Annotated in this window: 29 protein-coding genes; 8 read left to right on the top strand and 21 right to left on the bottom strand. The window is 36.7% G+C overall.

The window, feature by feature from the left end:
- Positions 1-143 precede the first annotated feature (143 nt).
- The 9 genes from CVS92_RS06085 to hemB all read right to left on the bottom strand — a co-directional run bounded on the left by CVS92_RS06085 (position 144) and on the right by hemB (position 11,890).
- Positions 144-1,610: an HlyD family type I secretion periplasmic adaptor subunit gene (locus CVS92_RS06085; RefSeq protein ID WP_107788864.1), complete on the bottom strand. Its 1,467-nt coding sequence runs from the start codon at positions 1,608-1,610 to the stop codon at positions 144-146.
- Positions 1,611-1,612: 2 nt separating this feature from the next.
- Positions 1,613-3,751 carry a type I secretion system permease/ATPase gene (locus tag CVS92_RS06080; protein ID WP_087579855.1) on the bottom strand — a complete coding sequence of 713 codons (2,139 nt, stop codon included), beginning with the start codon at positions 3,749-3,751 and terminating at the stop codon, positions 1,613-1,615.
- Positions 3,752-3,754: 3 nt separating this feature from the next.
- Complete coding sequence (locus CVS92_RS06075) at positions 3,755-5,704, bottom strand: LapD/MoxY N-terminal periplasmic domain-containing protein (RefSeq protein ID WP_107788863.1); 1,950 nt, start codon at positions 5,702-5,704, stop codon at positions 3,755-3,757.
- Positions 5,701-6,357, bottom strand: coding sequence for a transglutaminase-like cysteine peptidase (locus tag CVS92_RS06070; protein ID WP_054196396.1), 657 nt, complete (start codon positions 6,355-6,357; stop codon positions 5,701-5,703). The genes CVS92_RS06075 and CVS92_RS06070 overlap by 4 nt, the downstream gene beginning before the upstream one ends.
- A 20-nt stretch (positions 6,358-6,377) precedes the next feature.
- Entirely contained in the window at positions 6,378-8,048 is a 1,671-nt protein-coding gene (locus tag CVS92_RS06065) for a TolC family outer membrane protein (protein WP_084108368.1), read from the bottom strand.
- 115 nt (positions 8,049-8,163) lie between these two features.
- Positions 8,164-9,525 carry an oxygen-independent coproporphyrinogen III oxidase gene (gene hemN, locus CVS92_RS06060; protein WP_107788862.1) on the bottom strand — a complete coding sequence of 454 codons (1,362 nt, stop codon included), beginning with the start codon at positions 9,523-9,525 and terminating at the stop codon, positions 8,164-8,166.
- A complete protein-coding gene (locus CVS92_RS06055; protein WP_107788861.1) occupies positions 9,518-10,003 on the bottom strand; it encodes a DUF2603 domain-containing protein in 486 nt (161 codons plus the stop codon). Before CVS92_RS06055 ends, hemN begins: the two co-directional genes overlap by 8 nt.
- On the bottom strand, positions 10,000-10,917 hold the full coding sequence (gene argF / locus CVS92_RS06050; RefSeq protein ID WP_107788860.1) for an ornithine carbamoyltransferase: 918 nt from the start codon (positions 10,915-10,917) through the stop codon (positions 10,000-10,002). The genes CVS92_RS06055 and argF overlap by 4 nt, the downstream gene beginning before the upstream one ends.
- A gap of 1 nt (position 10,918) precedes the next feature.
- Positions 10,919-11,890 (bottom strand): porphobilinogen synthase, encoded by a 972-nt coding sequence (hemB, locus tag CVS92_RS06045; protein ID WP_107788859.1) that lies wholly within the window; start codon positions 11,888-11,890, stop codon positions 10,919-10,921.
- Positions 11,891-11,958: 68 nt separating this feature from the next.
- Between hemB and ribA the strand changes: the two genes are divergently transcribed.
- The 5 genes from ribA to htpX are packed head-to-tail and all read left to right on the top strand — an operon-like array spanning position 11,959 to position 14,519.
- Entirely contained in the window at positions 11,959-12,522 is a 564-nt protein-coding gene (gene ribA / locus CVS92_RS06040) for a GTP cyclohydrolase II (protein WP_107788858.1), read from the top strand.
- Positions 12,522-13,088, top strand: a complete 567-nt coding sequence (rsmG, locus tag CVS92_RS06035; RefSeq protein WP_107788857.1) for a 16S rRNA (guanine(527)-N(7))-methyltransferase RsmG — start codon at positions 12,522-12,524, stop codon at positions 13,086-13,088. The genes ribA and rsmG overlap by 1 nt, the downstream gene beginning before the upstream one ends.
- Positions 13,085-13,279: a hypothetical protein gene (locus tag CVS92_RS06030; RefSeq protein WP_009294554.1), complete on the top strand. Its 195-nt coding sequence runs from the start codon at positions 13,085-13,087 to the stop codon at positions 13,277-13,279. The genes rsmG and CVS92_RS06030 overlap by 4 nt, the downstream gene beginning before the upstream one ends.
- Entirely contained in the window at positions 13,276-13,641 is a 366-nt protein-coding gene (locus CVS92_RS06025) for a hypothetical protein (protein WP_107788856.1), read from the top strand. The genes CVS92_RS06030 and CVS92_RS06025 overlap by 4 nt, the downstream gene beginning before the upstream one ends.
- Positions 13,642-13,649: 8 nt before the next feature.
- Positions 13,650-14,519, top strand: coding sequence for a zinc metalloprotease HtpX (htpX, locus tag CVS92_RS06020; protein ID WP_107788855.1), 870 nt, complete (start codon positions 13,650-13,652; stop codon positions 14,517-14,519).
- 237 nt (positions 14,520-14,756) lie between these two features.
- Here the strand turns inward: htpX and CVS92_RS06015 are convergent, their stop codons facing one another.
- Genes CVS92_RS06015 through CVS92_RS05995 form a run of 5 tightly spaced genes read right to left on the bottom strand, consistent with a single transcriptional unit; the run spans position 14,757 to position 17,803 of the window.
- Positions 14,757-15,098: a hypothetical protein gene (locus CVS92_RS06015; protein WP_187422118.1), complete on the bottom strand. Its 342-nt coding sequence runs from the start codon at positions 15,096-15,098 to the stop codon at positions 14,757-14,759.
- Between the two features lie 50 nt (positions 15,099-15,148).
- Positions 15,149-15,580, bottom strand: a complete 432-nt coding sequence (locus CVS92_RS06010) for a peptide deformylase (RefSeq protein ID WP_107788853.1) — start codon at positions 15,578-15,580, stop codon at positions 15,149-15,151.
- A 9-nt stretch (positions 15,581-15,589) separates the two neighbouring features.
- A complete protein-coding gene (locus CVS92_RS06005; RefSeq protein WP_107788852.1) occupies positions 15,590-16,603 on the bottom strand; it encodes an alanine racemase in 1,014 nt (337 codons plus the stop codon).
- Positions 16,596-16,835 (bottom strand): CmeU family protein, encoded by a 240-nt coding sequence (gene cmeU / locus CVS92_RS06000; RefSeq protein ID WP_021091016.1) that lies wholly within the window; start codon positions 16,833-16,835, stop codon positions 16,596-16,598. Before cmeU ends, CVS92_RS06005 begins: the two co-directional genes overlap by 8 nt.
- A 2-nt stretch (positions 16,836-16,837) precedes the next feature.
- Complete coding sequence (locus CVS92_RS05995) at positions 16,838-17,803, bottom strand: L,D-transpeptidase family protein (protein WP_107788851.1); 966 nt, start codon at positions 17,801-17,803, stop codon at positions 16,838-16,840.
- 137 nt (positions 17,804-17,940) lie between these two features.
- Between CVS92_RS05995 and CVS92_RS05990 the strand changes: the two genes are divergently transcribed.
- From CVS92_RS05990 to CVS92_RS05980, 3 genes are read left to right on the top strand one after another with little or no spacing between them, the layout of a single operon-like run.
- Entirely contained in the window at positions 17,941-18,363 is a 423-nt protein-coding gene (locus CVS92_RS05990) for a copper chaperone PCu(A)C (RefSeq protein WP_054196384.1), read from the top strand.
- A complete protein-coding gene (locus CVS92_RS05985; RefSeq protein WP_035167203.1) occupies positions 18,363-18,830 on the top strand; it encodes a hypothetical protein in 468 nt (155 codons plus the stop codon). Before CVS92_RS05990 ends, CVS92_RS05985 begins: the two co-directional genes overlap by 1 nt.
- Positions 18,831-18,839: 9 nt before the next feature.
- Positions 18,840-19,382, top strand: a complete 543-nt coding sequence (locus tag CVS92_RS05980; RefSeq protein ID WP_107788850.1) for an SCO family protein — start codon at positions 18,840-18,842, stop codon at positions 19,380-19,382.
- A 296-nt stretch (positions 19,383-19,678) separates the two neighbouring features.
- On the opposite strand, the gene CVS92_RS05975 is transcribed toward CVS92_RS05980, so the two are convergent.
- Genes CVS92_RS05975 through napA form a run of 7 tightly spaced genes read right to left on the bottom strand, consistent with a single transcriptional unit; the run spans position 19,679 to position 26,276 of the window.
- Positions 19,679-20,020, bottom strand: a complete 342-nt coding sequence (locus CVS92_RS05975; RefSeq protein ID WP_072594844.1) for a chaperone NapD — start codon at positions 20,018-20,020, stop codon at positions 19,679-19,681.
- A complete protein-coding gene (locus CVS92_RS05970; protein ID WP_107788849.1) occupies positions 20,017-20,952 on the bottom strand; it encodes a WD40 repeat domain-containing protein in 936 nt (311 codons plus the stop codon). Before CVS92_RS05970 ends, CVS92_RS05975 begins: the two co-directional genes overlap by 4 nt.
- On the bottom strand, positions 20,949-21,416 hold the full coding sequence (locus tag CVS92_RS05965) for a 4Fe-4S ferredoxin (protein ID WP_107708856.1): 468 nt from the start codon (positions 21,414-21,416) through the stop codon (positions 20,949-20,951). The genes CVS92_RS05970 and CVS92_RS05965 overlap by 4 nt, the downstream gene beginning before the upstream one ends.
- Entirely contained in the window at positions 21,416-21,943 is a 528-nt protein-coding gene (locus CVS92_RS05960; RefSeq protein ID WP_107708858.1) for a nitrate reductase cytochrome c-type subunit, read from the bottom strand. The genes CVS92_RS05965 and CVS92_RS05960 overlap by 1 nt, the downstream gene beginning before the upstream one ends.
- Positions 21,940-22,731: a quinol dehydrogenase ferredoxin subunit NapH gene (napH, locus tag CVS92_RS05955; RefSeq protein WP_103560247.1), complete on the bottom strand. Its 792-nt coding sequence runs from the start codon at positions 22,729-22,731 to the stop codon at positions 21,940-21,942. The genes CVS92_RS05960 and napH overlap by 4 nt, the downstream gene beginning before the upstream one ends.
- Positions 22,728-23,486 (bottom strand): ferredoxin-type protein NapG, encoded by a 759-nt coding sequence (gene napG, locus CVS92_RS05950; protein ID WP_107709516.1) that lies wholly within the window; start codon positions 23,484-23,486, stop codon positions 22,728-22,730. Before napG ends, napH begins: the two co-directional genes overlap by 4 nt.
- Before the next feature lie 9 nt (positions 23,487-23,495).
- Positions 23,496-26,276: a nitrate reductase catalytic subunit NapA gene (gene napA, locus CVS92_RS05945; protein ID WP_107788848.1), complete on the bottom strand. Its 2,781-nt coding sequence runs from the start codon at positions 26,274-26,276 to the stop codon at positions 23,496-23,498.
- Positions 26,277-26,321 lie beyond the last annotated feature (45 nt).

Raw genomic sequence — 26,321 nt, 5'->3', positions numbered from 1 at the left:
ATCACTAAATTTAAATCGTTCAATTTCATCATTAACTATATCGCAGCAATGATCATCTTTTATGAGGTAGAAATTTTGTAAATTTTGAAATTTTTCAATCTCATATTCACTAAATTTCTTATCATAAAAAGCGATCTTACCCATTACCTCTCCGTTAAGGCATTTTGTTTTGCCTTTAAAATAGGCTTTAATAAATAATCAAGTATTGTCTTTTTACCGGTAATGATATCAGCTGAAACTATCATACCAACTTTTATCCTAAGTGGCTTTTCTTCGCTACCAAGATAATTTTTCTCAGTTTCTATCCTGACCAAATAATAGCTCTCGCCAGTTTTTTCATTAGTCTCCGTATCGGCACTAATCTGCGTTACTTTGCCTTTTAAACCACCGTAAATACTAAAATCATAAGCCGTAAATTTAACCATCGTATCAAGCCCAGGCCTCAAAAACGCAACATCAGCTGGTTTTACTTTTACTTCAGCAACCAGTTTATCTTCAAGAGGAACGATCTCAGCAATATTTTCACCAGGCTTGATAACTCCTGATACTGTATGAACCATCATCTTACTAACGATACCATTTACTGGAGATCTTACATATGTTCTTTCTACTCTATCGCTTAGGCTGATTTGTGATTCATTAATCCTTGCGATCTCTGCTGAAACTTCATTTAGCTCTTTTTTTGCATTGTTTTTAAAAGCAAGTTTTGCTTCTTCGATCTTATTTTTCGCTTCTTTTATAGTTGATTCAACTCTTGGTACGGCAAGAACGGCAGCATCGAGCTCGCCTCTTAGATCATTTACGCGTCTTTGAAGCTGGATGTATTCAACCTCACTAACAAGACCTTTTTTAAAGATTGGCTCCATAATGGCCTTTTCTTTTAGAACAAGGTTGTAGCTATTTTGAGTTTGAGAAATTTTATTTTTTAGTTCGACCAACTCACTCTGGCGTTGATGAATTTGCTCTGTTAAAATTCCTATCTGTTCATTTAAGTGATCGATATTTGAATTATGCAAACTTAGCTCATATCTTATGGCTTTACTATTATTCGCATCTCTAGCTTCGTCATAGTCAAATTCCTTATCATTCGCCTCAGCATCAAGTCTCATAAATTTTGCTTGAAGTTCATCAAGTCTTAGTTTTGACTCACCATAACTACTCGTAAAATTTTTATTATCTAGCCTTATTAAAATTTGATCTTTCTTAACTTCGTCACCCTCTTTTACAAAAATTTGATCGACTATACCACCTTCAAGATTTTGTATCGCTTGGTTTTTTCCAGATGGGATGATTTTACCACTGCCTCTTGTGATCTCATCTATTTGTGCCCAAGAGGCCCAAACAAGAAGCCAAAACATAGTTATAGCAACTGTATAGAGTATCTTTTTAGATGTAGATGGAGCTTTAGCCAAAACAGCCTCGGAAAGACTTGACATAAATTTCAAATCATAAGCATCATAATTTTTTGTTTGAAGATTCGACTTTATATCATCTACGCTATTTAAAATTTTATTACTAGCTTCTTCTTGTTCTTTTATGTTATTTTCAGAAATTAATCTTTTTTCAGTTTTTGAATTTTCATTTTGTTTATTCTTGATATCTTCTTGCATGATCACTTCCCACTAAGTCTTGCTAAAACTTCATCTCTTGGTCCGTCCAATAAAATTTTGCCATTATCCATAACTATAAGTCTATCAACGAGATCTAGCATCGACGTCCTATGTGTAACAAGCAGCATCGTTTTATTTGCTGTATTTGTCTTTAAATTTATTTTTAACTTATTTTCAACCGTATTATCAAGAGAATTTGTTGGCTCATCAAGCAAAATAATAGGACTATCCAATAAAAATGCCCTAGCCACAGCTATACTTTGACGCTGTCCGCCACTTATGCCGTCACCTCTTTCAAAGACTGGCATGTCAAATCCAAGTGGATGGGCATTTACATATTCATCAACTCCGCTTACTTTAGCTGCTTTTATAATCTGAATATCATCAACATATGGTGCTTTTTGAACAATATTTTCTCTAACCGTTCCTTTAAAGAGCACAACATCTTGCGGAACATAGCCGATGTTTCGCCTAAGATCGGCTGGATCGATTTGATTAATATCAATACCATCAATTAGCACTGAGCCTTCAGTTGGTGAGTAAAGTCCCAAAATGAGCTTTTGCAAAGTAGTCTTTCCAGAGCCATTTTTGCCTATAATGCCAACTTTTTCACCTGGCTGAATAACAAAATTTATCCTATCAAGCGAACCTTTTGTGGTATCTGGATATGTAAAGCTTACATTTTTAAACTCGATCTTTCCATCAAAAGAATTTCTTCTAACAAATTTTTTACCTTCTGGCCTTTCAACAGGCATTTGCATAATCTTACTAAGACTTTGATAGGCTGTTTTTGTCTGCTCAAAATTTGCAGCTAGTGAAGCTACCTGTCCCATAGGAGCGATAGCACGAGAGCTAAGCATAACTGCAGCGATAAGACCACCCATTGTAAGATGCGTATCTTGTATCATATAGACGCCAAGAACGATGATGGCAATAGTATTTAATTGCACTAAAAAAGATGTAACAGTCGTTATCGAAGTTGTAATAATTTTTGATTTAATGCTTCTATTTGCTATCTCACCGGTTGCCTCTTCCCAGTTCCACTGTATATGTCCGCTAGCGCCAAGAGTTTTGATGGTTTCAAGACTGCTAAGGCTCTCTATTAAAATTCCATTTTTTATAGCCGAAGCCTCAAATGTACTTTTAATGGCATTTTGAAGTGGATCTTTTATAAAAAATGTATAGCATAAAATAGCTATCATGATAATAATTGGCACTAGTACGATATAGCTTCCTATAAAATAAGTAACTATCAAGAAAATGATCGCAAATGGAAGATCAACAATGGCTGCTAATGAGGCTGACGAGAAGAAATTTCTAACCGTATCAAACTCTTTTAAATTACTAGCGAATGAACCAACAGATTTTGGTTTATTGCTAAATTTCATATCCATAACGCGCTCAAATAAAATAGAGCTCATTATGATGTCACTCTTTTTGCCAGCAATCTCAAGAAAATATGATCTTACAAATTTTAAAAAAAGATCTATGCCATAAACTACACTTACACCAAGTGCCAAGACCCAAAGTGTCTCAACCGCATTATTTGGCACAACACGGTCATATACGTTCATCGTAAAAAGTGGACTAGCAAGAACAAATAAATTTATAATAAAACTTGCAAGAACAACATCAAAATAAATCTTTTTTGAACGTTTTAGAGTTCCCCAAAACCAGTGGTCGTTGCCCGCATCAATTAGCTTTGTTGAGCTAGTATCCTCTGGAACAAACTCGCGCTTTAAATAGTATGCATAGCCTAAATATTCTTCTTTTAATTTACTTATTTCTATCGTGCTAGTACCAGTTGAAAGTTCTGGCGTTATAATATTTGCTGTCTTTTTATCTTTACTAAAAGATTGCAAGATGCAAGCTTTTTTGCCTCTAAGCATTAAAATGCAAGGTAAAACTAAAGGAGAGATTTGTTCAAGATCTTTTCTTACAAGGGTAGAAGCAAAACCAGCACGAGAAGCAGCACGAGAAAATAAAGACCTTGAGCTTTTAAGTGAAAAAAGCTCAATTTCATCGCCATCTTTTACTGGCAAGCCAATAGTTAAAGCATCGGCACTATATGGATTATTATGAAGCTTGGTAAAAATAACCAAACATTGAAGCAGCTCATCTTTTATCTTATCACTATGCATCTATCATCCAATGTTCTTGATTTCATCTATATAAATTCCTTGCATATTTTTAATGCCAAGATCAATTAGTTTTTTCTTCTGCTCTTCGCCTTCAACGCCGATTGCGATCAAAATAATGTCTTTTGAGCTTAAAACAACGTCAAGCGATTGTTTTGTATTTACTCCTGACTTATCACTTAAGAAGTCGATTAAGACATTTGACTGAATTTTTACATAATCAGGGTTAAATTCTTTTAGCTTCTCAATACCTTTTGCATTAAGCTCGAAGTGGTCAAAACCAAATCCAAAGCCAAGCTCTTTTAATTTTTTAGTAAGCTTAACTATACTTTCTATGCTAATATCGTCTTTATTTGGAATTTCTATATAGTTTTTATATTTAGAAATTTGGCTTATCTTTTTAAGTGTAGCTTCAAGTTTTGAAAAATTTTCATCTGAGTTTAATATCTCTTTGCCCAAATTTATTGCCAAGTTGCCACTTGGTAAGATATTCTCTGGTAAAATTCTAGCCACCCTATTTAAGATATGAAGATCAAGCATCGCACCTAAATTTAGCTCATTGACCATCGGCATAAAATATGAGGCCATACGCCATACACCATCTTTATCAACAAGCCTCAAATAAAGCTCATACTGCTCAAAATTTGAATTAAGATCAATCACTTTTTGAGCTGCAAATTTAAATTCATCTTCTTTTATTGAGTCAAAAATAAGCTCTTTATATTTCTCTTTACCAATCACTAAAGTATTTTGATTTTCATTAAACACCTTATATGTAAAGCTTCCAGCAAGTCTTGAACTAGCCAATGTAACATCAGCTGAAGTAAGAAGTGTCTTGATATCAGTATTTGGTGAATACTCAACTATCGCAGCATTTACTGGATACTCGCTATCATTTAGTGCAAAATTTGCATAAAGCTTTTTAAACTCGTTCATAATTTCATCACATAGAGTCAAGAAATTTGATGAATTTCTACCATACGAAAGTACGATGAAATCATTATCATTAAGTCTTGCAACAATCGCATTTTTATCATTATGGATTGATTTTTCTTGTAAAATTTGAGCTATTTTCATTATAACACTTTGCCATTTTTCAAAGCCAAGCGTACTTTTTAAATTTATTAGATCTTTAAAACTAACAAGTAAAGCAACGCCACTTGAATATTCTTCACTAGCTAGATACTCACTAAATTTAGTTTGAAAAAATCTTCTGTTATTAGCACCACTCATTGTATCTTTATATAAAAGTTCTTGATATTTACTGAGTGTGGCCGCCTCTCTCTCAAAAATGTCTTTTACTTTACTAACCATAGAGTTCATAGCTAGAACCATTTTTTTAAGATCAGCTGTAAATGGAATTCTTTTCTGAATAATAAATTTATTATCAAGTATGGCCTCAGCCTGATCTTGAACCTTCATAAGTGGTCTAAAAATAGCTTTTAGAGCGAAATATGCCACCACGAGAGTGACAATTATCATTAGAAGAAGAAAATTAAAAATATTTTTTGAGTTAGTATAAAGCTCATTGTAGGCAAGTGCGGTACTACCTTGAACATAAAGAGTGCCAAATTTTGCCCAGCCAGTCATAATCTCACTATCTGCTATTGGTGCTTCAAACTTGGCTATTTTGTAAAACCACTCAGGAATATCTTTAACAACAGTTTGTTGAGAATTTTCAATAAGAACCTTGCCATCAACATCTTCAAGCTTGATAAGCTTGTATCTGCCGCTGTCAAACATAGAATTTATCATTGTTTGAGCCAAGGACATGTCATCTGGATCGATAATAGGCTTTAAAGCAAGCCCAAGCGAATTTGCTGTATGCCTTGCGTTTTCACCAAGCTGGTCATTAATATATCCATTTAGGCTCTTAAAATTTAAGTAGCCAACAGCCATAAAAATCATGATACCAAAAGTTATCACGGCGATCATAATTTGTTTAAATAGCGTCATAAATCCTCTTTTCCTATCCTATCTATTAGTTCCATCCACTTAGGATTTTGTTTTTTATTTCCACCTGGTATTGCTTGACCAAGACCTTCTTGTTTTGCCAAGTATAGCGAATCACCATTAAAACTATAAACTGGAACAAGGTCTGTTCTTTGAGTTGCGATTTTTATTTTACCATTTATGTTATCTAAAATTAATGGAATAGATTTTGGTGTATCGTAGTATGCTAAAACCATATGAGCTTGATTGTATCTTAGGGCTTTAACATATGTGAAGTATAATTTTTGAGTTGGAATTCCTAGCTGCTTTAGTGTAAAATATTTTGCAATAACGTAGTCTTCGCAGTCACCAGCACCCTTTCCTATAAATTCCATTCTAGTAGCCCAATAATCCTTTTTGTGCCAAAGCTGCATATCATCAACCCATCTAAAAGAGTTAAAAAAGTCATTTACTTTTATTAATTTCTCTTGTTCAGTTGCATCTTGCAATGAAGTCATTAAAGAATTTAAAGCGGAGGCTCTTCTTCTTGCATCTTCTCCATAAATTTTAGCTACCTTTGCTATTGTTGTTGATTTTATAAAATCTCCAATAGCACTTGCTAATAATAAAAAAAGGACGCTTACTATAAGCGTCCAAAAATTTGTCTTGACCCTCATGGTCATTACTTTTTACATTTTTATCTTAAATCGTTTTGAATGCTGCAAGCACCTTGAATGTATCTCTTTGCAAAACCTGGTTCAAAGCTATCTGAGATCATTCCCATATTATCTAATAGTCTGTATTTTGCATAAGATAATGCTGTCTCAGTTGTAGCGATCTCTTTTAACGCAGAGTTATATTCATTTTCAGCATCAAGCAAGTTTATAAGATCACGACGACCGATTCTAAATTCATCCTGATAAGCATCAAGTGTAGCTTTAGCATATTCAACGTGTTGATTTAGATATCCCATTTTTTCTTGGTTAAGAACATAATTTTGCCATGAAAATTCCAAAGATTCTTTAAGCTCTCTTACAAGATTATCCAAAGTTTGTTGCTCTTGTTGAACGGCAAGTTGGCTTTTTTCTTTATCTAGTTTATCATTACCTTTATTGTAAAGGTTATAGTTTAGTCTTAAAAGTGCATCAAATGTTTGTTCTTCATAATTGTCATATAAAACATTTGAATGATCATACGCACCAGATACAACAAGATCTAGTTTTGGCAAGAATGGCGCATTTTTCTCTTTCACAACTGACTCTGCCATAGCAATATTTGATTTTTGAACCAAAAGTGATGGGTTGCAAAGAATTGCTTTATTATAAACAGCCTCTTTTGTGCTAGGCAAAGGAAGGCTAAACTCAGGCATTACTAAATTTTTAGCTGCAACTTTTTTTCCATATAATTTCTCAAATGTAGAAAGTGCATCTTCATAGTTATTTTTAGCAGCTGTATAGTTTGATTGAGCTAGAGTATAGCGTGATCCAGCTTGTCTCTCTTCAGAAGCTACACCATAACCTGATCTTGCTCTATCTTTAATTTGACTATAAATTTCCTCGTGACTCTTTACGTTTTCTTCTTCAATGTCTAAAATTCTCTTAGTTTGAAGAACTTGCAAGTAAGCATTTGCAGCATTTAATGTAAGTCTATCTGCAGCTTGTGCTACCGAATAAGCAGCTGAATCAAGCCTTGCGCTTTGAGAATTTATTCTATTTTTATCAGCACCACCATTGTATAAATTTTCAACCAAGGTTAGAGATGTACCAGAGATTCTTCCATCTCCTCTTCTTGTAGAAACTCCATCATCAAGACGTTTTTTCTCATATCCCACTCTAGCGGCAGCGTCAAGTGTTGGATAATAGGCATTTTTTGCTATTTTTAGATCTTTACCAACTTGTAGATAGTTAAATTCTGTAGCTTTTAAACTTGGATTTTCATTTAAAATAGTCTTTATAACTTGATCTAAAGTCAAAACTCCTTCATCAACTTGTGCTACTGGTTTTACTTCAGCTGATATAGCTTGTTCTATATTAGATTTTTTTGTTATTTGAGTATCAGCTACAGGTGCTTTTGCTCTCATTAAAGCATCTTTATAGCCTGATTCGTTTTGAACTTTAACTAATAGACTATTAGCTTCATCCTCAGAGACTGGAGTCGTGTCAACATATAAAAATTTTCGTCCACCAACCTCATAGATACCTGTAGTTAGTCTGCTGTCAGAGATTTTGCTATTGACTTTATTAACAGCACTGTCGATTCTAGCCTGATTATCATCTTGTGCAAATGAAGCTAGAAAAATCCTATAAGGAACATCTTGAGCTGACAGTACAGTTGCTGCCAAAGCACTAATTGCCAATATCTTTTTCATAACTAAGATCCTTTTACCTTTTTTTATTATTAAGTCTATACTTAAATTTTGACACGAATTATACACCAAGAAATATTAAATGCATTTTAAATATCTTATGACAAAAAAATAATTTTTATATAGTCTTAGAAAAACGCCTTAAATTCTCGGGAATTTTCTTTAGATATTCATCAAAACACATTGCAATATTTCGTATTATCAGTGTTCCAGTTTCATTTACGCTGATTTTATCTGCTGTAACATTGACAAATTCACTTAAATTTTTAAGCTCCTCAAGCTCTTCCTTAAAGTGTTCAAAGAAATTTATATGGAATTCATTCTCGATAGCTTTGATATCAAGCCCAAAATTACTCATTAAGTTCATAATCACACTCTTTCTAAGTAAATCTTCATCGCTTAGATAAATTCCTTTTGCATATGGCAACTTTCCACTATCTATCGCCTTTTCATACTCATCCATATCTTTATGATTTTGTGCGTAGTGCCTTTTGCACTCACCGATACTTGTCACGCCTATACCAATAAGATCAGCGCCACCCTTTGTCGTATAACCTTGAAAATTTCTATGCAAAGTACCATTTGCAAGAGCACCAAAAAGCTCATCGTTTGGCTTTGCAAAGTGATCCATTCCTATCATTTTATAGCCATTTTTAGTTAAAAATTCAGCTGTAAATTTTAAAATTTCAAGCTTCACTTCTGGATTTGGCAATGTGGTTTCATCAAATTTACGCATTGATTTTTTTATCCATGGCACATGAGCGTAGTTAAATACCGCAAGTCTATCAGGATCAAGTGTGAGGGCTAGTTCAAGCGTCTTTTTAAAGCTCTCTAGGCTTTGATACGGCAGGCCATAGATCAGGTCCATATTGATTGATTTTATGCCCTTTTGCCTAGCCATTTTTACAGCATTTTGGGTGATCTCATAAGGCTGAATTCTATGAATTTCTTTTTGCACCTTTTCATCAAAATCTTGCACGCCGTAGCTAATGCGATTAAAACCATGTGATATGAGCACATCAAGCTGCTCTCTTGTCAAAAATCTCGGATCTATCTCACAACTTATCTCGGCCTCTTTTGAGAAATTTTTAAATTTAGATTTTATAAGCTTGATTATCTCATCAAGTTGATCAGCGTTATAAAATGTTGGTGTGCCACCGCCAAAGTGCATTTGCAAAACCTCAGTGCTAGTATCAAGATGTCGAGCTAAAATTTCAAGCTCTTTTTCTATATATCTTATATATTTCTCTTTGCGGTCCTCTTTACTCGTATAGATGACATTACAGCCACAAAAATAACAAGCGCTTCTGCAAAATGGCAAGTGCAAATAAAGCGAAAGCGGTCTTTTTTTATCGCGATTTTCAAGCTCTTTTATATAAGCTTCATAGCTAAATTTGTCACTAAACTCTGGCGCTGTCGGATAGCTAGTATATCTTGGCCCTGGCCTTGAATACTTCACATAAGCACTAAAATCAATCATCTGCCCTACTCCTTGCCATTTGAATCACCTCTTTTATGTCTACAAATAAATTTGGGTGCTCTTTTTTGATATTTTTTACCAGTTTGTCAAGATCAATATTAAATTGTCTACTTTTTTTATCGCTTGCGATCTTTTTTATCTCATCCATAGCAACCACCCAAACATCGCTAAAATCAACCGGTATGTTTTGCCAGATCGTCTTTTCAAGCCTTAGATCAAAATTCTCTTTTTGAGACTCTTTTAAGGCCTCAATCAAAGCTGAAAGCGATTTTACAGAGATTACCGTGTGTAAATTTTGATTTTCATCAATACCAAACCACGGCTCTTTTGAGTCCCAAGAGCCACTTTTTAAATTTAAAATATGCTCATTTGGATTTTTGGTTGAAACTATCTCAAAAATCGTTTTTTCAGGGCTACTCAGCCCAAGACTATTGCCGATCTCATCTATCTCATCATATATATTTTTCTCTTTGCTCATCTTCTTCTCTCATCCAGCCAGACCATCACGCCTTTTTGGGCATGAAGTCTGTTTTCAGCCTCGCTAAAAATTTCATCTGCGTGCTTCTCAAAAACTGCCTCGCTCACCTCGTAGCCTCTGTAAGCCGGCAAGCAGTGCAAAAATATCGCGTCTTTTTTAGCTAAGCTCATCAAATTTTCATCCACGCAGTATCCAGCAAAGTCTTTTAGCCTCTTTTCTTTCTCAGCCTCTTGCCCCATCGATATCCAAGTATCTGTAGTCACTACATCGGCACCATTTACCGCTTCTTTTATATCACTTGTGATAAAAATTTTCGCCCCTGAAATTTTTGCGTTTTCATTGGCCATTTTTAAAATTTCAGCATCCACCTCGTAGCCTTTTGGCGTGGCGACCCTTAGCTCAAGGCCAAGCTTGCTAGCTAGCATGAGCCACGAGTGAGTCATGTTGTTGCCGTCCCCTACGTACGCAACCTTCTCGCCTGCGCTAAATTCAAGCATAGTTAGATAGTCCGCCATGAGCTGCACTGGGTGAAATTTATCGCTTAAGCCGTTTATCACTGGCACGCTTGAAAATTTAGCAAATTCTTCTAGTGTCTCGTGCTTATCGACCCTTAGCATAGCCATGTCACACATCCTGCTTATCACTCTGGCAGTGTCACGGATTGGCTCGCCGCGGCCTATTTGTATATCATTTTTACTTAAAAATAGCGCATATCCGCCAAGCTCATGTATGCCCACATCAAAGCTCACTCTAGTTCTAGTTGAGCTTTTTTCAAATATCATAGCAAGCTTTTGATCTTTTAGATATGGCTTAAATTCTCTAGCCTTCGCCTCTTTTTTGATCTTGCGGGCTAAATTTATCATCTGCTCGATTTCATCTTTGCTAAAGTCATTTAGCGTCAAAAAGTGCCTCATCTTAGTCCCTTAAAATTTTGGCTGCTTCTTTTGCGTGATAGGTGATGATCAAATTTGCCCCTGCTCTTTTAAAGCCGATCAAAGTCTCCATCATGACGCGCTCGTAATCGATGATACCAGCTTTTGCGCCAGCTTTTAGCAGTGCGTACTCGCCACTTACGTTATAGACGCAAAGTGGTAGAAGTGTCAAATTTCTAAGCTCTCTAACGATGTCAAGATAAGCAAGCGCTGGCTTTACCATCAAGATATCAGCACCTTGCGCCTCGTCTTGCAAGCTCTCGTTGATCGCCTCCAAGCGGTTTGCGCTGTCCATTTGGTAGCTCTTTCTATCGCCAAAGCTTGGTGCACTTTGCGCTACGTCACGAAATGGCCCGTAGTAGGCTGAGGCAAATTTAGTTGAATAAGCCATCACTGGTAAATTCTCAAAGCCATTGCTATCAAGCGTCTCTCTTAGCGTTGCGATGATGCCGTCCATCATACCGCTTGGTGCGATCATGTCGGCGCCATTTTGAGCGTGTATCAAAGCTTGTTTGGCTGAAATTTCAAGCGTTGCGTCGTTGTCGATAGTGTTATGCACGTGATCGATTATGCCGCAGTGGCCATGGTCTGTATATTCGCAAAAGCAAAGATCGGTGACGACTACTAAATTTGGGAATTTATCTTTTATAGCTCGAAGTGTCGTTGCGATAATACCATCATTGCTTAGTGCGTCGCTGCCAACACTATCTTTTAGGCTTGGGATACCAAATAAAATGATCGATTTTATACCCAAATTTACTATCTCTTCGCACTCTTTTAAAATTTCATCGATACTCATTTGATAAACGCCTGGCATCGAAGCGATCTCGTTTTTAACGCCTTTGCCCTCAACTACAAAGAGTGGATAAATGAAGTCATTTACGCTAAGGCTAGTCTCTCTTACCATGTCTCTTAGGGCTGGATTTATTCTTAATCTTCTAAAACGTTTAAACATATTTTTGCCTTTTCTTTGTTAAAATGCGTGATTTTTAGCTAGTTTAGCACAGTTGGAGTAAATTTAAAATGAAAATAGAAATTTCAAACGCCGCAAATCTACCTTCAAGATTTGGCACTTATAAGGTTCAAGCCTTCAAAGAAGGGGCCAAAGAGCACCTCGTGATCTATAAAGAGCCTTTAAGCGAAGTTGTAAATCTTAGAATTCACTCCGAATGCCTAACTGGCGATGCGATCGGAAGCCTAAAGTGCGACTGCCGCGATCAGCTTGAAGCGAGCCTAAAATATATCGAAGAAAATGGCGGCATGGTCATCTATCTGCGTCAAGAGGGCAGAAATATCGGGCTTTTAAACAAGATAAACGCTTATAGCCTCCAAGATAAGGGCTTTGACACGATTGAGGCTAATCACCAGCTAGGTTTTAAGGCTGATGAGAGGACATACGAAGTGGTTGATTTTATCCTAAATCACTACGGCATAAAAGAGGTAAATTTACTCACAAATAACCCTTTAAAACTTCACGGACTAAGCTCTGTAAAGATCTTAAAACGCGTGCCTATCGTCATCAAGCCAAATAAATTTAACGAAGGCTACTTAAAGGTCAAAAAAGAGCAAATGGGGCACATCTTGTGATGAAAAGTGAGCTTTGCTTGCCGGCAGAATTTGACGAAAAAGTAAAGACTTACGCTCAAATTTTTGCTAAATTTAACAAGGTTCATAGCTTAAGCAACTATAAAGATATAAGCGAACAGGTGCTTGATAGCATTAGGCCGCTTGAAATTTTTGACCTAAGTGCCAAAACGGCGATCGATGTGGGCAGTGGAGCTGGCTTTCCAGCGATATTTTTAGCCCTTGCGATGCCGCGCACTAAGTGGCACCTTTTTGAGCCGATAGCCAAAAAGTCGTCATTTCTAAGCTACGCTAAGATCGAGCTTGGTTTGCAAAATTTAGAAGTTCACAGCCAAAAGATCGAGCTTGCAGATAAATTTACGGCTGATCTCATCACCTCAAGGGCGCTTAGCAAGACAAAAGAGCTTATAAAAATTTGCGAGGGGTTTTACGATGAAGATACTAAATTTCTCATCTACAAGGGCTCTAGCGTTATGGATGAAATTTCAGGCATAGATGCGCAAATTTACAATGATAAAAACAGAAACTACATATATTTTAATCTCAAAAACCAAGGGGAGAAACGTTGAAATACTTGCTTTTTGTAGCGATTTTGGTTGCGATTTACATCATATTTTTTAAAAATAGAAAAAAAAGCGACAAGATAAGCACCAGCAACTTCGAGGAGTGCAGCAAATGCGGTGTCTTTAGCGACATCGACCAAATGGTGCTAAGGGACGGAAAATACATCTGTAAAGAGTGCATAAAGGGTGAGAGATGAAAATTTTGGGTGATGAGCTGATCAAATTTGAGCCGCTATTTCTTTGCAAAAGAGAAGATGAAATTTCAAACGGCAGGCAAAATCTCTTTAAATTTGATAGAAATTTGATAAAAAGAGCGCTAGAAGCTGAAGCAAACTTTAGCATCATCGCAAATGACATAAACGAAGCTATCATCGCAAACGCCGCTGGAGCAAAATTTATTATCGCAGATATTGACATTGCAAAAGATCTAGCAAAGATAGCTGAGAGTTATCTATTTGACGCACTTATAGCTGTTTTGATAAAAGATGAAAGCGAGCTAGCACAGCTTGCAAAATTTAACATCGATGCCGCAATCTTGCCAAATGCTATAAAAGAATAAGGACAAAAATGGAAATTTTCAAAACCGCTTTTTTAATGGTTGCTTTAATGCTAATTTTTATCGCCGTTGGCGGATATGTTGGAGGTGAGCATGGCATGATGATCGCCTTTTTGATAGCGGCTGGCACAAATATCTTTTCATATTTTTTTAGTGATACTCTGGTGCTTAAAAGATATAACGCTATCCCTGTCGATGAGAGTAACGCTCACGGGCTTTATGAGATCGTATCTCGCCTCACACAAAAGGCAAATTTGCCGATGCCAAAAATTTACATCATCCCTGAAGAAGTGCCAAATGCCTTTGCCACGGGCAGAAACCCAAGCCATGCAGCCGTTGCAGTAACCGAGGGGATTTTAAAAATTTTAAATGAAAACGAGATCGAGGGTGTGCTAGCTCACGAGCTAAGCCACGTAAGGCATTACGACATCCTAACTGGCTCAATCGCTGCCATACTAGCTGGCGCTATCGCAATGCTTGCAAATTTTGCTAAGGTTGGTGGTATTGCTGGGCAGAGTGGCGGTTCAAGAAGAGGTGGCGGTAATGGTATCGTTATGCTAGCACTTGCTATACTCATGCCAATAGCCGCCACAATCATACAAATGGCGATCTCAAGAGAGCGCGAGTACAAGGCAGACAAGGGTGCTGCCTATCTAACAGGACACCCAGAGTGGCTGGCAAGCGCTCTAAGAAAGCTTGAGAGCTACTCAAATTCTTACGTTATGCAAAACGCAAGCGAACAAAGTGCTCATATGTTTATCGTAAATCCATTTGGCTCGCTAACTAACAAGCTTGGCGTACTTTTTAGAACGCACCCAAGCACTAGCGATAGGATCGCTGAGCTTCAAAGGCTTGAGCAAGAGATAAAAAGAGGCATGTAGAAAATTTAGTTCTAGTAAAATTTGGGCTAAATTTCTTCTTTTTACCATCTTTTTTGGCTTTAAATTTATAAATTTATAAAAATTTTAAATTTCATGAGTGAGTAATTTAGGCTCTGATTTTAGTGGCGAACTTTTTGAGACCTAAAATCAGTAGTAGATTCTTGTGAATAAATGGAATTTTTAAATTTGCAAAAATATCAAATTTACAACCAAAAAACCGAAATTTAACTCCAAATTTCACTGCAATTTCTTGCAGTCGCGATCTTCTATAGTGTACTCAAAGATCAGCTCACCATTTTCTGAATAAAAAAGCTCGTCCAAGGTAACACCTATACTCAGCATATTTAAGATCTCTTTATCTTTGCAAGCAGTTCGCAAATTTTCCTTTTTGATAGCTTCGATAAATTCTAAAAGCTCTTTCTCTTCAAGCCTTTTGATCTCTTGCTTTCTTGCGTGTTTGACGGCGTATCTATAAATGAGCGTATCGCCGACATTTAGGATATCGTTAAGCGTAAGTGTTGGCGTACAGATAAATGGGAGCTTTTTTTTGTAGTAAGTTGCGTGATTTTTCGCTGCCATATCTGGCGTAAGAGCCAGGGTAAGCGAGTAAAAAAATATTAAAAAAAGGGCTACTCGCAACTACTTTTATCCAAATTTATATCAAAAAAATGCCTACCCTCAAAGCCGTAACTACCACTTAGCGTGATGCCACGATTTAGCACAGCTCTAGCCATACCTGAGTTACAAAGCGCATCTTTTCCATTTTTATAAAACTCATCTTTTAAAGCCAAAATTTGAGCCTTGTTGTAGCCTTTTAGCTTCTTTGTCTTGGTCTCGTTTAAAACAAACTCACCGTGTATGTTTAGCCCGCTACTACTCACATCTTTTAGCGTAATCATCTCATCGACTCTGCTTGGCAAATTTGGCTTTGCAGTTTGGACGACAAAAACTGGGATCTGCTTAGTGTCAAGCTGATTTAGTATCTGCTCATAAATTTTAAACTCACTCTCTTGCACACCAAAAGCAAGGCTAGCAAGAGCTAATAAAACGATCTTTTTCACATATTACCTTTATATAAATTTTCTAGTTATATTTGGCGAGAGCTTTACTAAAATATCATAACTTATCGTATCAAAAAATTTCGCCCAAATATTTGCATCCTCAAAGACACAGACCCACTCGCCGCTATCTTTACAACTAAAGCTATCCATAGAAATTTTGCCTAGTATTGGCTCGTTATTGGCAAGTCTTAACTCACCACAGCCATTGTATCTTAGTAACCCATCGCCATATCCAAGATCATAGGTGGCTACATTTATATCTTCTTTTGCGCTAAATTTAGCACCATATCCAACACTTTGACCACTTTTTAAAATACGCCTACTAACTCTTCTTGCCCATAGCGAAAGTACTGGCTTTAAGCCCAAACTATCACCAAACTGAGCGTATCCATACTGAGCGATGCCAATACGCACCATATCATCATCGATTTCACTTGCTCTTTCAAGTGCGGCTGAGTTGTGAGAGTGAAAGATCGGTTTTTTTATATCAAACTCATCGCAAAGAGCTAAAATTTTCTCTTTTGCAGCCCTAAAATTTTCTCTTTGCACGAAATAATCAGCATTTAGCTCATCACTTGCGCGAAAATGTGTATAAGCTCCAAGAAGCTCTAAATTCCTTCTTGTTAAAATTTCAAACGCATAATCAAGCTCACTTATATCAAGCCCATTTCTATGCATACCAGTGTCAATTGCAAGGTTGATTTTTGAGCCATCTTTTATCTTTAAAAGTGCCTCTATATCGTTTATCGCATAGATAAATTTGCTGCTTTCATTTCCAGTTGGGATATGTGAAAGAATGAGAATATTTTCAAATATGTCAGAAATTTCATTTGCCTCAAACTCACTTTTTACAGCACAAATTTCTATACCAAATTTTTTAGCTTCATTTGCAATAAGCCTTGCGCCATGACCATAAGCATTGTCTTTTAATACAACTATTACTTTTTCTTTACCACCGGCTTTAGCACAAATTTGAGTGAGGTTATGAATATATGAAGCTTTATTTAGGCGTATTTCAGACATTAAAATTCACATTAAAAGCAGTATAAACATCCGGTAAAAGTTTTCTTACGTTGTAATCAAATGCATAAAATTTAGCGTAAATTTCTTTCAGATCAGCCTCTTTTACTTTGCTAAAATCAAAAACATCAGTACCATCTTTCTTTGGAACTTGGCGGTCAAGCTCAGCAAAAAAAGCAGCTCTTGCCTCTAAAATTTTTTCGATTTTTTCTTTTACTTCTTGAGATTTTTCCACTTTTACTCCTCTATAAAAATTTTCATATCATCGTTATAAAGCTTCACATAAAGCGTCTTTTGCCCAGCAAATTTGTGCGTATCTGAAACATAATCTTCATAAAAACTCACACGAAAAAGCCTATCATTTTTAAGATTTGGATAAGGCGTGATGAGAAAATTTGAAAAACTAATGCGTTTTTTCTCTTTTTTAGAAAAAATAGCCCGCTTCATACTTTTAAATTTTTCCAAGCTCATACCATCGTATCGCTCAAAGTTTTTATCATAAAATTTAAGATAGTTTTCAATGTCGCTCTCGCTCCATGTCTTTTTCCAGCCCAAAAGCCCAGAAATGATCACTGCAATATCTTTTGCACTAGCTTCTGGACGCTTATCTTCATAAATAAACGCAAGTGTTTTTTTATGATCCACCACATCATCAAATTTCATCAAAGTATCATTTTGCATAGCCACGCAGCCTTTTGTTTTTAGCTCATCTGTCCTTTGACCATCAAGTGGATAGCCATGTATCCAAATACCACCACCATTTCGCTTTGCAAGCTTATCAAGCAAATTTGGGTATGAAAGCGAAAATGCAAGCGGTCCAAGATATCTATCATTTGGCGTAAATCTACGTGTAAGCTGATACACTCCAACCGGTGTTTTTAGATCGCCTTCAAGAAGCTTATCACCATTTTTGCCAACTATAACGCTTGAGCTAAAAAGCTTTTTTGTAATGCCGCCATTATAAAAGATCACTTCAAGCTTCTTTTTAGTTTTATCAACTACACTTAGAAGTATCTCGTTGTCATAATATCCATATCTTACATCCTTGCCTTCAAGCTTTTTTAGCCAGTAATCCTTACTTAAAATATTTTTTTCGATGGCATCAATAACAGCAGCTGAGCCATTTTTTAAGTAAATTTCTTCGTAATTTTGGGCAAAAAGACAAGGCGATAACGCGATGAAGAAAAATATAATTTTTTTCAAGTGAAATATCCCAAAAAGTAAAATTTAGTCCGTAATTATATCCTAAAAAATTTATATTTTTAGATTTTAAAGGTAAATTAAGTAGTTCTAAATGTATAATGTGAAAACCATTATTAATTTTATCACAAAGGAAAAATATGAAAAAAATCGTTTTTGGTGCGATGCTTGCAGCTTCTGCTCTTATGGCGGCTGATATCAGCCTAGAAAATGTTAGAGCTAGAGATACAAAACCTGGCACAAACAATAGTGCAATTTTTATGAATATAAAAAATGCTTCAAATTCTGATGTAAAGCTTATTGGCGCTCACTCAAGCGTTTGCAAAAGCACAGAAATTCATACACACAAAATGAATGATGGTATGATGGCTATGGTTCAAATCGAAGATGCAGTGATCCCAAAAAATGGCGAAACAAAACTAGCTCCTGGCGGTTTACACATTATGCTTATGGATCTAAATAAACCATTAAAAGATGGTGATAAAGTTGATTTAGAGCTAAAATTTAGCAATGGCGAGAGCATAAAGCTTGATAATATCGGAGTAACTAAAAACTTTAAATAATGAAAAAAATCATAATTATTTTTTCATTTATCTTTATTGTTCTAGGTGCTTTTTCGATAGGCTATAAGCTTATGACAACAAGCAAAGAAGATCCACCTGAATTTGCCGATGTAAACACATCGTTAGATCCTTTAAAATGTGATCTAAACAATAAATCTTGTGAGATGGAATTTAAAGGCGTAAAGCTAAAAATAGACATCTCACCAAGACCTATTTATGCTATGAGGCCTTTTAGCTTTAAAATCATTAACGGTAAAAATTTAGGGCTAAAAAATCCTAGTCTTGAGATAGACGGCATAAATATGAATATGGGATCGATCAAAGCAAGACTTGAGCCAAGAGGCGATAACTTAACTGCTCAAGTAGTGCTAAGTGCTTGCGTTGTCGAGCTTATGAGGTATAGGTTTAAAGTACTTGATGACGAAAAAGAAACTGGTTTTTTTGTAGATCTTGATCTAAAATTATAGAGGGTAACGATGAAAAAGGCATTTTGGGGCTTAATAATAATCTTAATTTGTATAGGTGTTGCACTTTTGCTGATAAAGCCAAACAAGTATGATTTTAAGGCACTTTCGCAAAATGGTGAAGTAAGTCTTAAAAATTACGACGGAAAGTACAAAGTTATATATTTTGGTTATCTTTTTTGCCCCGATGTCTGCCCTACTGCGCTCTCTTTGATTGGCGATGAACTAAACAAGCTAAAAAGAGATGACTTTGAGCTGCTTTTTATTACACTTGATCCTGAACGTGACACTCCTGAAAATTTAACTCTAATGGCAAAAAATTTCTACAAAGATGCTGATGGATTAAAACTAAATGCCTTAAAAGAAGTGGCAAAAACCTATGGTGTAAAATTTCAAAAAGTCCGTCTTGAAAACTCAGCCATGGGCTACTCTATTGCTCACAGCTCTTCAATATATTTAATAGACAAAAAAGGAAATTTTTATAAAGAAATTTCAAATCTAACAAACGAAAACATTGGAGAAAATTTATTAAATTTGATCAAAGATAGACCTTAGGCTAGAAAATTTAGTAAGCCAAAACTGGCCTGCTAAAATTCTTTATGCAAGCATCATCTCAAGATATTCTAAGCTAAAATTTAATTCACTTGTTATGTTTTTGATTTTAATGCTTGCTGAGTAATTTTCCACCCGAAATCTATTAACCCTTGAACATAAATTTAATCTACAAACCAAATAAAGTTGATTAAGTGAAAACAGTACTAGCAATGAATTTATTAAGAAGATCTGTACGAAAAGTAGGCTTTTGCACTATAAATTTTAATCATAATGCAAAAGCTAGAAATTTAGTTTTGCTATTTCACTCTATGATGCACGCTACCACCATAAGTAATATCCTCTGCCTTTACCTCATCACTTGTTAAAATTTCACTTATCTTGCCATTTTCTTCTAGCTTTTTCCTATTTTCTTCGGCATCTTCTTGATAGCTGTAAACCATCGCAACGCTCACTACTCCACTGATAGCTTCTATCTTTTTAAAATTTTTTATCTCATCTTCAATACTATCTGAGCTAACTACCACTACGATTCTATCGTCTGCGTCAGTTATTATTTCACATTCTTTTAGCTTTTTTATCTCGTTTTTTACACTTTCATTTTTATTGTCCGTATAAACTATTAAACTTGAAATATTCATTTAATTCTCCAAAACAAAATTTTATTCTCATAGGCTGAAGTTACGACTTCGTTATCGCTTATAAAAACTATACTATTTATCGTACTTTGCCCAGTTTTTAGCATTGCAATATTTTCTAAGCTTTTGCTATCAACTAAATTTACATCGCTCATCTCATCGCTCATATAAGCTGCTACTCTACCATCATCGCTAAGGCCGACACCATAGACCAAAAAGCCGGTATTTATCTTTTTTAGGCTTCCAGCTGAAAATATCCCCACAATCCTATCGGTACCTCCGCTGATCATGACACCATTTTTATAGGAGATGTCGTAGATATTGTCTGTATGAATATCTAAAATTTGATCCATTTTTTTAGCTTTTATATTATAAAAGTAGACCTTCCCGCTCTCACAAGCGATAGCTAGAGTGCTTCTATCTTCATTTATCTCCATATCTGAGAGCATCGCGATTGAAATTTTAAAGCTATCATAAATTTCACCACTTTTTAAGTTTAAAAAGTAAATTTCATTGCTGATTGAAGCAAGTACAATATGCTCATCATCTAAAAATAATGCCTTTTTTGTCGCTTGATTTGGTATTTTTATGCTTTTCATCTGCCCATTTTCTCTTATATAAAGCACCTTTGTAGCATAGTCACCCTCACTTAGGATGAGTATCTTGCCATTTAACTCATCAACGTTTAAAATTTTTGGTCTTTCATGATCGCTAACGTAGGTTTTTATATCATCCATTTTGATAATCTCTTCAAATTTAGACTCTTTAGGATCATAAATTTCAACCGTCCCTCCATCAGTTGCAATAAAGAGTTTGCCATTTATTAGTGTTGTGCTTAGCACATTTGCACTAGCTTCTATTTGCTTGTATGGAGTGGTGATCTCGCTCGCAAAGATAAAATTTAATAGACAAAAAATAAAAAACAAAGCTCTCATAAGGCCTCCATTTGAAGTGAATTTTTAAAGCAAACATCAAAGCACTCGCCACAACTTAAGCAGTTTTGATTAACAATAGGACGAAAAACGCCAAGAAATTCGACTGCTTTAAATTTGCAAGCATCAAGGCAGTTGTAGCAGATTGTATCGTTCCATGCTAGACAGCTAGAAACATCGATGCTAACTTTTGCATTTATACTCTTTGGTGAGCTTAGGCTTAATGTCTTTTTACCAAGGCTTTCACAAGTCTTTGCGCACTCTTCGCAAAAGTCACAGCCCAGCTTTTTAACTTTAAAAATTACTCTTTCATTTTCAAAGCTAAGAAGCTCTTTTTCACAAGCATTTACGCAGCTAGCATCGCATCCATCGCAGTCAAACTCACCGCTAAAAAATGGCGGAGTTATAAATTTGGGAGCAGATTTTGCCCCCAAAATTTTACTAAAAAGCTCTCGCCTGCTTTGCATTATTTAACACCATCGTTTAAAACATCTAGCAAGTTTGACTTATGAGTACCGTTTTTATCTCTAAAGTCAGGCTTAAATTTATTACCAACCAGCTGAGTTAAGCCAGTTTGTTGCTCAACGTGGCATGTTGTGCAGTTATATCTTTCATCATCAAGCTTGCCTGCAAGATCTTTTTTATTTCTGATGTCATAAAAGTGAGATGATGGTATCGGTGTTGCTCCACTATCTTTTGCAAACTCAGGCATATGGCAGGTTACGCACATATTCATATCCTTTGTGATAGGCACTAAACCCTCAGTATCGTGTGGGATAAATGGCGGTGCATTTTCAAAAGACCTATCAAATTTCTTTGACATACCAGCTGGCTCTTTTGTGTAGTTCACATCTTTTAATACAACGTCTTTATCGTCTAGCAAATCGATATTTCTAAAGCCGATTTGCGAATCACTAATGCTTGGATTATTAAAAGCACATGCCGCAAAAAACGCAGCGCACAATCCTCCAAGCATCATTATTTTTATTTTCATTTTTCTCTCCTTAAATTTCTAATACTAAATTTCAAAGCCCCGTCTCCACAAACATCAATGCACCTGCCACAGCTTATGCACTCGCTTGAGCTTACCGAGCGGCTCTCTTTACCGATCATATCAAGCACTTGCATCTCTGGACAAATAAGCTTACATTTCATACATTTTGTACAAGCCTGGGCATCATGTTTTACTCTAATTAGGGCAAATTTTGAGATGATGGCATAAAAGGCACCAAGTGGACAAACGTGCGAGCAAATGCCACGCTTTAACACAAACATATCAAAAGCAATGATCGCAACCGCTATGCCTAAAGCACTAGCTGAGCCGTAAATAATGCCACGCTGAATAATGCCAATATAGCTAACGCTCTCAAATACTGGATAAGATAAAGCAAGGCTTAATATAAGAGCAAGAGCCAGCAAGTAATAACGTAAATTTTTACTCACATTTAAGACTTTTTCGCCCTTAAAGCCAAATTTCTCTCTTAGTTTAAAAGCGATATCAGTTAGCAAATTTATCGGGCATATCCACGAACAAAACGCTCTTGGAGCAACTAGTGCGTAAAATGCAAAGATAATGCCAGCTCCAATAATTGCATTTATGCCGGCACTAAAGCTTGCAAGTAAAATTTGAACCAAAGCAAATGGATCGCTTAGTGGAATTTTTCCAAAAAGCAAAGATGAGCTTAAATTTCCGCTAAGTATCTTAACTCCATAAAAATTTCCTAGGATAAATAGTGCTAGGATAGAAATTTGAGTTATTCGTCTTAAGATTAAAAATTTCATAGCTCACCACCATTTAGATAATCAGTCGCTTTTTTAATGTCAAGCTTTATTTTGCTGTCCGCATCATCTATGCGTCTTTCATCTTCTTTTATCCAGCCTTTGACGTAGTTATCGCCTACTTTGCCAAGCACCGCATCGCGGTTTAGCACGGTAATGGCTGCTTTTTTAGTGATACAGGCTCGCTCGCATAGGCCACATCCGGTGCAGATGTCGCTATCGACCACTGGAAGTAAAAAGGCATGCTTTTGCGTCCTTTCGTTGCGGCGATACTCAAGATACAAGGCCTTATCTATGAGCGGACAGGATCTATAGCAAGCATCGCACTGTATTCCCCAGTATGCCACGCAGTTTTTCATATCAACCACCGCAACACCCATTTTGGCCTTATTTATATCAAGCTTGCCTTTTGTGCTTACTAAATTTACGTCCAAAGCTCCAGTCGGACAGGCTGGCACACAAGGGATATTTTCACACATATAGCAAGGAATTTTTCTAGGCTCAAAATAAGGCGTTCCAATGCTTATGCCATCTTCTAGCGATGAGAGCTTTAGCGTATCAAATGGACAAGCCTCTACGCAAAGCCCGCACCTAATGCAGCTTTGTAAAAATTGCTTCTCTTCTTTTGCACCAGGAGGCCTAAGAAGCATAAGTGGCGAAGCTTTAGCGCTAAGCGACCAAACAAAGCCTCCGCCAAGAGCCAAAAGCGCTACTTTTGCTCCAAATTTTAAAGCCTCTCGCCTACTTGAAAATCCCATATCGCTCACCTATGCTTTGTAAATTTTAACCGCACACTTTTTATAATCAGTCTCTTTTGAGATTGGGCAAGTAGCGTCAAGACATACTTTGTTTATATATACGTTTTCATCAAAGAAAGGCACATAAACAAGACCTACTGGCGGCTTATTTCTACCTTTTAGATCTACTCTTGCTTTTACCTTGCCACGGCGTGATTCGACCCAAACGATCTCATTTTGCATTACGCCAAGATTTTTAGCATCATCTTCATGCATGTAGCAAAGCGCCTCTGGAACAGCTCTATAAAGCTCAGGAACACGCATAGTCATCGTACCTGTATGCCAGTGCTCTAGCACACGACCAGTACATAACCAGAATGGATAGTCTTTGCTTGGCATCTCGCATGGATCCATGTAAGGGCGGAAGAAAATTTTTGCTTTGTTTGCAAGAGATGTTTTATCTTTATTTGTAACGCCTTTTAGATCGCCTGTTGGAAGAGCTGCGTTTTTGTTGCCGTAGAATGCAAATTTCTCATTTGGGGCAGCTTTTTTAGCGTATGGGTCAAATTTAGTATTAAATCTCCACTGAGTCTCTTTGCCATCAACTACTGGCCATCTAAGACCTCTTACTCTGTGGTAAGTGTCAAAGTCAGCTAGGTCGTGACCGTGTCCAACGCCAAATTTTCTATACTCTTCCCAAAGATATTTATGGACGAAAAATCCATATCCTTTAAATTCTTTACCATCTGAGCCGATTACCTTTCTGCTATCGCCAAATACTTCTGTATTGTCGTAGTTTTCCATAATAGGATCGTTTGCACTAAATTTCTTAGCCTCTTCGTTAGCAAAAAGTACATCAAATAGCGTATCTTCTTCGCTATACCCCATAGCTTTTGCAGCATCAAGCACATTTGGAAGTGTAACTTTGTCATTTACTTTTTTCTCACCCCAAACATCTTTTAGCTTAAAGCGCTTACTAAACTCCATCATTTGCCAAATATCAGGCATCGCTTCACCAACAGGAAGTACTTGCTGTCTCCAGTGCTGTGTTCTTCTCTCGGCATTACCGTATGCGCCCCATTTTTCATAGATCATTGCAGTTGGGAGGATAAGGTCGGCTACTTTTGCAGAAATTCCTGGATAAGGATCGCTTACAACGATGAAGTTATCCATCTCACGAGCTGCTTTTATCCAGTGGTTTGCATTTGCAGTATTTTGCCATGGGTTGTTTACTTGAACCCAGATAAATTTAACCTTACCATCTTCAAGATCACGCATCATTTTTACGTAGTGAGAAGCGAGTACACCACTTAGTGTTCCAGCAGGAAGTTTCCAAATTTTTTCAGTTATCTCTCTATGTTTTGGATTCTCAATAACCATATCAGCTGGCAAGCGGTGAACAAATGTTCCAACCTCTCTTGCAGTTCCACACGCACTTGGTTGGCCAGTTAGAGAGAATGCTCCTGAGCCTGGAAGTGCTTGTTTGCCGAGCAAAAAGTGAACCATATAAGCTTGCTCATTTACCCATGTACCACGTTGGTGTTGATTAAAGCCCATCGTCCAAAAACTTACGACTTTGCGGTTTTTCTCGATGTAAAGATCAGCAAGTGCCTTTAGTTTTTTCTTAAATTCTTCTATATCTTCGTTTGGATCACCCTTTGCTACCTTTGCTGTAAAGTCAAGTGTGTAAGGCGCAAGGGCTTTTTTAAACTCTTCAAATGTTATTTGCCAATGTGCGCCAGATTTTGCAGCGTTTTTATTTTCTAGCGTATCGCCAGCTTTTAGTCCAAGATATGCAAGTGTAACACCCTCAGCTTCACTTAGCACCTTTGACTTCTCAGTAGCAGCAGTATCTAGCTCGCTTGGAGCATATTTTTTGTGATTAATATCTGGACGAAGACCATATCCGATGTCGGCTGGACCGGTTGTAAATACACAGTGCTTTTTAACAAATTCTTCATCAATCATCTCTGGGTGGTTATAAACTATCTCACGAGCGATATAGTTCCAGATAGCAAGGTCAGATGACGGAGCAAAGATGATCTCGATGTCAGCTAAATTTGATGTTCTAGTTGAGTAAGTGCTTAAATTTACAACCTTTACTCTATCAGGATCGCTAAGCTTTCTATCGCTTACGCGTGCCCAAAGTATCGGGTGCATCTCGGCCATATTTGCGCCCCAAGCCACGATAGTATCAGTTAGTTCGATATCATCAAAACAGCCTGATGGCTCGTCTATGCCAAAAACTTGCATAAAGCCAACAACCGCACTTGCCATGCAGTGTCTTGCGTTTGGATCGATGCTATTGCTTCTAAAGCCACCTTTTATAAGTTTAACAGCAGCGTAGCCTTCTGGAATTGTATATTGACCAGAGCCTAAAACTCCGATACCATGAGGTCCTAGTTCATCATATGCTTTTCTAAACTGAGCCTCCATAACATCAAATGCTTGCTTCCAGCTTACTTGCTTAAATTTACCTTTTTTATCAAATTCGCCTTTTTCATTTACACGTAAAAGCGGATGAGTGATCCTATCCTCGCCGTACATGATCTTAGCATTAAAATAGCCTTTAATACAGTTTAGACCACGATTTACTGGTGCTTCTGGATCTCCTTTTACAGCTACTATCTTGCCCTCTTTTGTAGCGACCATGATGCCACAGCCTGTTCCACAAAACCTACAAGCGGCCTTATCCCAGCGCCAGCCTTTTTCGGCTTCGCTTGCTGCACTTAGCGAGCTTGGTACGGCTATACCAGCACTAGCACAAGCAGCACTGGCTGCAGCACTTTTTATGAATTCTCGTCGATTCATTCTTTCTCCTTTAAAGATTTAAAACAAATTTAATTAATATTAACC

It is taken from the genome of Campylobacter concisus (genome assembly GCF_003048555.1).
GTDB lineage: Bacteria > Campylobacterota > Campylobacteria > Campylobacterales > Campylobacteraceae > Campylobacter_A > Campylobacter_A concisus_AO.
Note: the sequence above shows the minus strand (reverse complement) of the source record. Positions and strands in the feature narration are given on the sequence as shown.

Excerpts from the sequence above, each read along its gene's own strand:
- CVS92_RS06085 (WP_107788864.1), bottom strand. The coding sequence starts at position 1,610 with ATGCAAGAAGATATCAAGAATAAACAAAATGAAAATTCAAAAACTGAA.
- CVS92_RS06080 (WP_087579855.1), bottom strand. The coding sequence starts at position 3,751 with ATGCATAGTGATAAGATAAAAGATGAGCTGCTTCAATGTTTGGTTATT.
- CVS92_RS06075 (WP_107788863.1), bottom strand. The coding sequence starts at position 5,704 with ATGACGCTATTTAAACAAATTATGATCGCCGTGATAACTTTTGGTATC.
- CVS92_RS06070 (WP_054196396.1), bottom strand. The coding sequence starts at position 6,357 with ATGAGGGTCAAGACAAATTTTTGGACGCTTATAGTAAGCGTCCTTTTT.
- CVS92_RS06065 (WP_084108368.1), bottom strand. The coding sequence starts at position 8,048 with ATGAAAAAGATATTGGCAATTAGTGCTTTGGCAGCAACTGTACTGTCA.
- hemN (WP_107788862.1), bottom strand. The coding sequence starts at position 9,525 with ATGATTGATTTTAGTGCTTATGTGAAGTATTCAAGGCCAGGGCCAAGA.
- CVS92_RS06055 (WP_107788861.1), bottom strand. The coding sequence starts at position 10,003 with ATGAGCAAAGAGAAAAATATATATGATGAGATAGATGAGATCGGCAAT.
- argF (WP_107788860.1), bottom strand. The coding sequence starts at position 10,917 with ATGAGGCACTTTTTGACGCTAAATGACTTTAGCAAAGATGAAATCGAG.
- hemB (WP_107788859.1), bottom strand. The coding sequence starts at position 11,890 with ATGTTTAAACGTTTTAGAAGATTAAGAATAAATCCAGCCCTAAGAGAC.
- ribA (WP_107788858.1), top strand. The coding sequence starts at position 11,959 with ATGAAAATAGAAATTTCAAACGCCGCAAATCTACCTTCAAGATTTGGC.
- rsmG (WP_107788857.1), top strand. The coding sequence starts at position 12,522 with ATGAAAAGTGAGCTTTGCTTGCCGGCAGAATTTGACGAAAAAGTAAAG.
- CVS92_RS06025 (WP_107788856.1), top strand. The coding sequence starts at position 13,276 with ATGAAAATTTTGGGTGATGAGCTGATCAAATTTGAGCCGCTATTTCTT.
- htpX (WP_107788855.1), top strand. The coding sequence starts at position 13,650 with ATGGAAATTTTCAAAACCGCTTTTTTAATGGTTGCTTTAATGCTAATT.
- CVS92_RS06015 (WP_187422118.1), bottom strand. The coding sequence starts at position 15,098 with ATGGCAGCGAAAAATCACGCAACTTACTACAAAAAAAAGCTCCCATTT.
- CVS92_RS06005 (WP_107788852.1), bottom strand. The coding sequence starts at position 16,603 with ATGTCTGAAATACGCCTAAATAAAGCTTCATATATTCATAACCTCACT.
- CVS92_RS05990 (WP_054196384.1), top strand. The coding sequence starts at position 17,941 with ATGAAAAAAATCGTTTTTGGTGCGATGCTTGCAGCTTCTGCTCTTATG.
- CVS92_RS05985 (WP_035167203.1), top strand. The coding sequence starts at position 18,363 with ATGAAAAAAATCATAATTATTTTTTCATTTATCTTTATTGTTCTAGGT.
- CVS92_RS05980 (WP_107788850.1), top strand. The coding sequence starts at position 18,840 with ATGAAAAAGGCATTTTGGGGCTTAATAATAATCTTAATTTGTATAGGT.
- CVS92_RS05975 (WP_072594844.1), bottom strand. The coding sequence starts at position 20,020 with ATGAATATTTCAAGTTTAATAGTTTATACGGACAATAAAAATGAAAGT.
- CVS92_RS05970 (WP_107788849.1), bottom strand. The coding sequence starts at position 20,952 with ATGAGAGCTTTGTTTTTTATTTTTTGTCTATTAAATTTTATCTTTGCG.
- CVS92_RS05965 (WP_107708856.1), bottom strand. The coding sequence starts at position 21,416 with ATGCAAAGCAGGCGAGAGCTTTTTAGTAAAATTTTGGGGGCAAAATCT.
- CVS92_RS05960 (WP_107708858.1), bottom strand. The coding sequence starts at position 21,943 with ATGAAAATAAAAATAATGATGCTTGGAGGATTGTGCGCTGCGTTTTTT.
- napH (WP_103560247.1), bottom strand. The coding sequence starts at position 22,731 with ATGAAATTTTTAATCTTAAGACGAATAACTCAAATTTCTATCCTAGCA.
- napG (WP_107709516.1), bottom strand. The coding sequence starts at position 23,486 with ATGGGATTTTCAAGTAGGCGAGAGGCTTTAAAATTTGGAGCAAAAGTA.
- napA (WP_107788848.1), bottom strand. The coding sequence starts at position 26,276 with ATGAATCGACGAGAATTCATAAAAAGTGCTGCAGCCAGTGCTGCTTGT.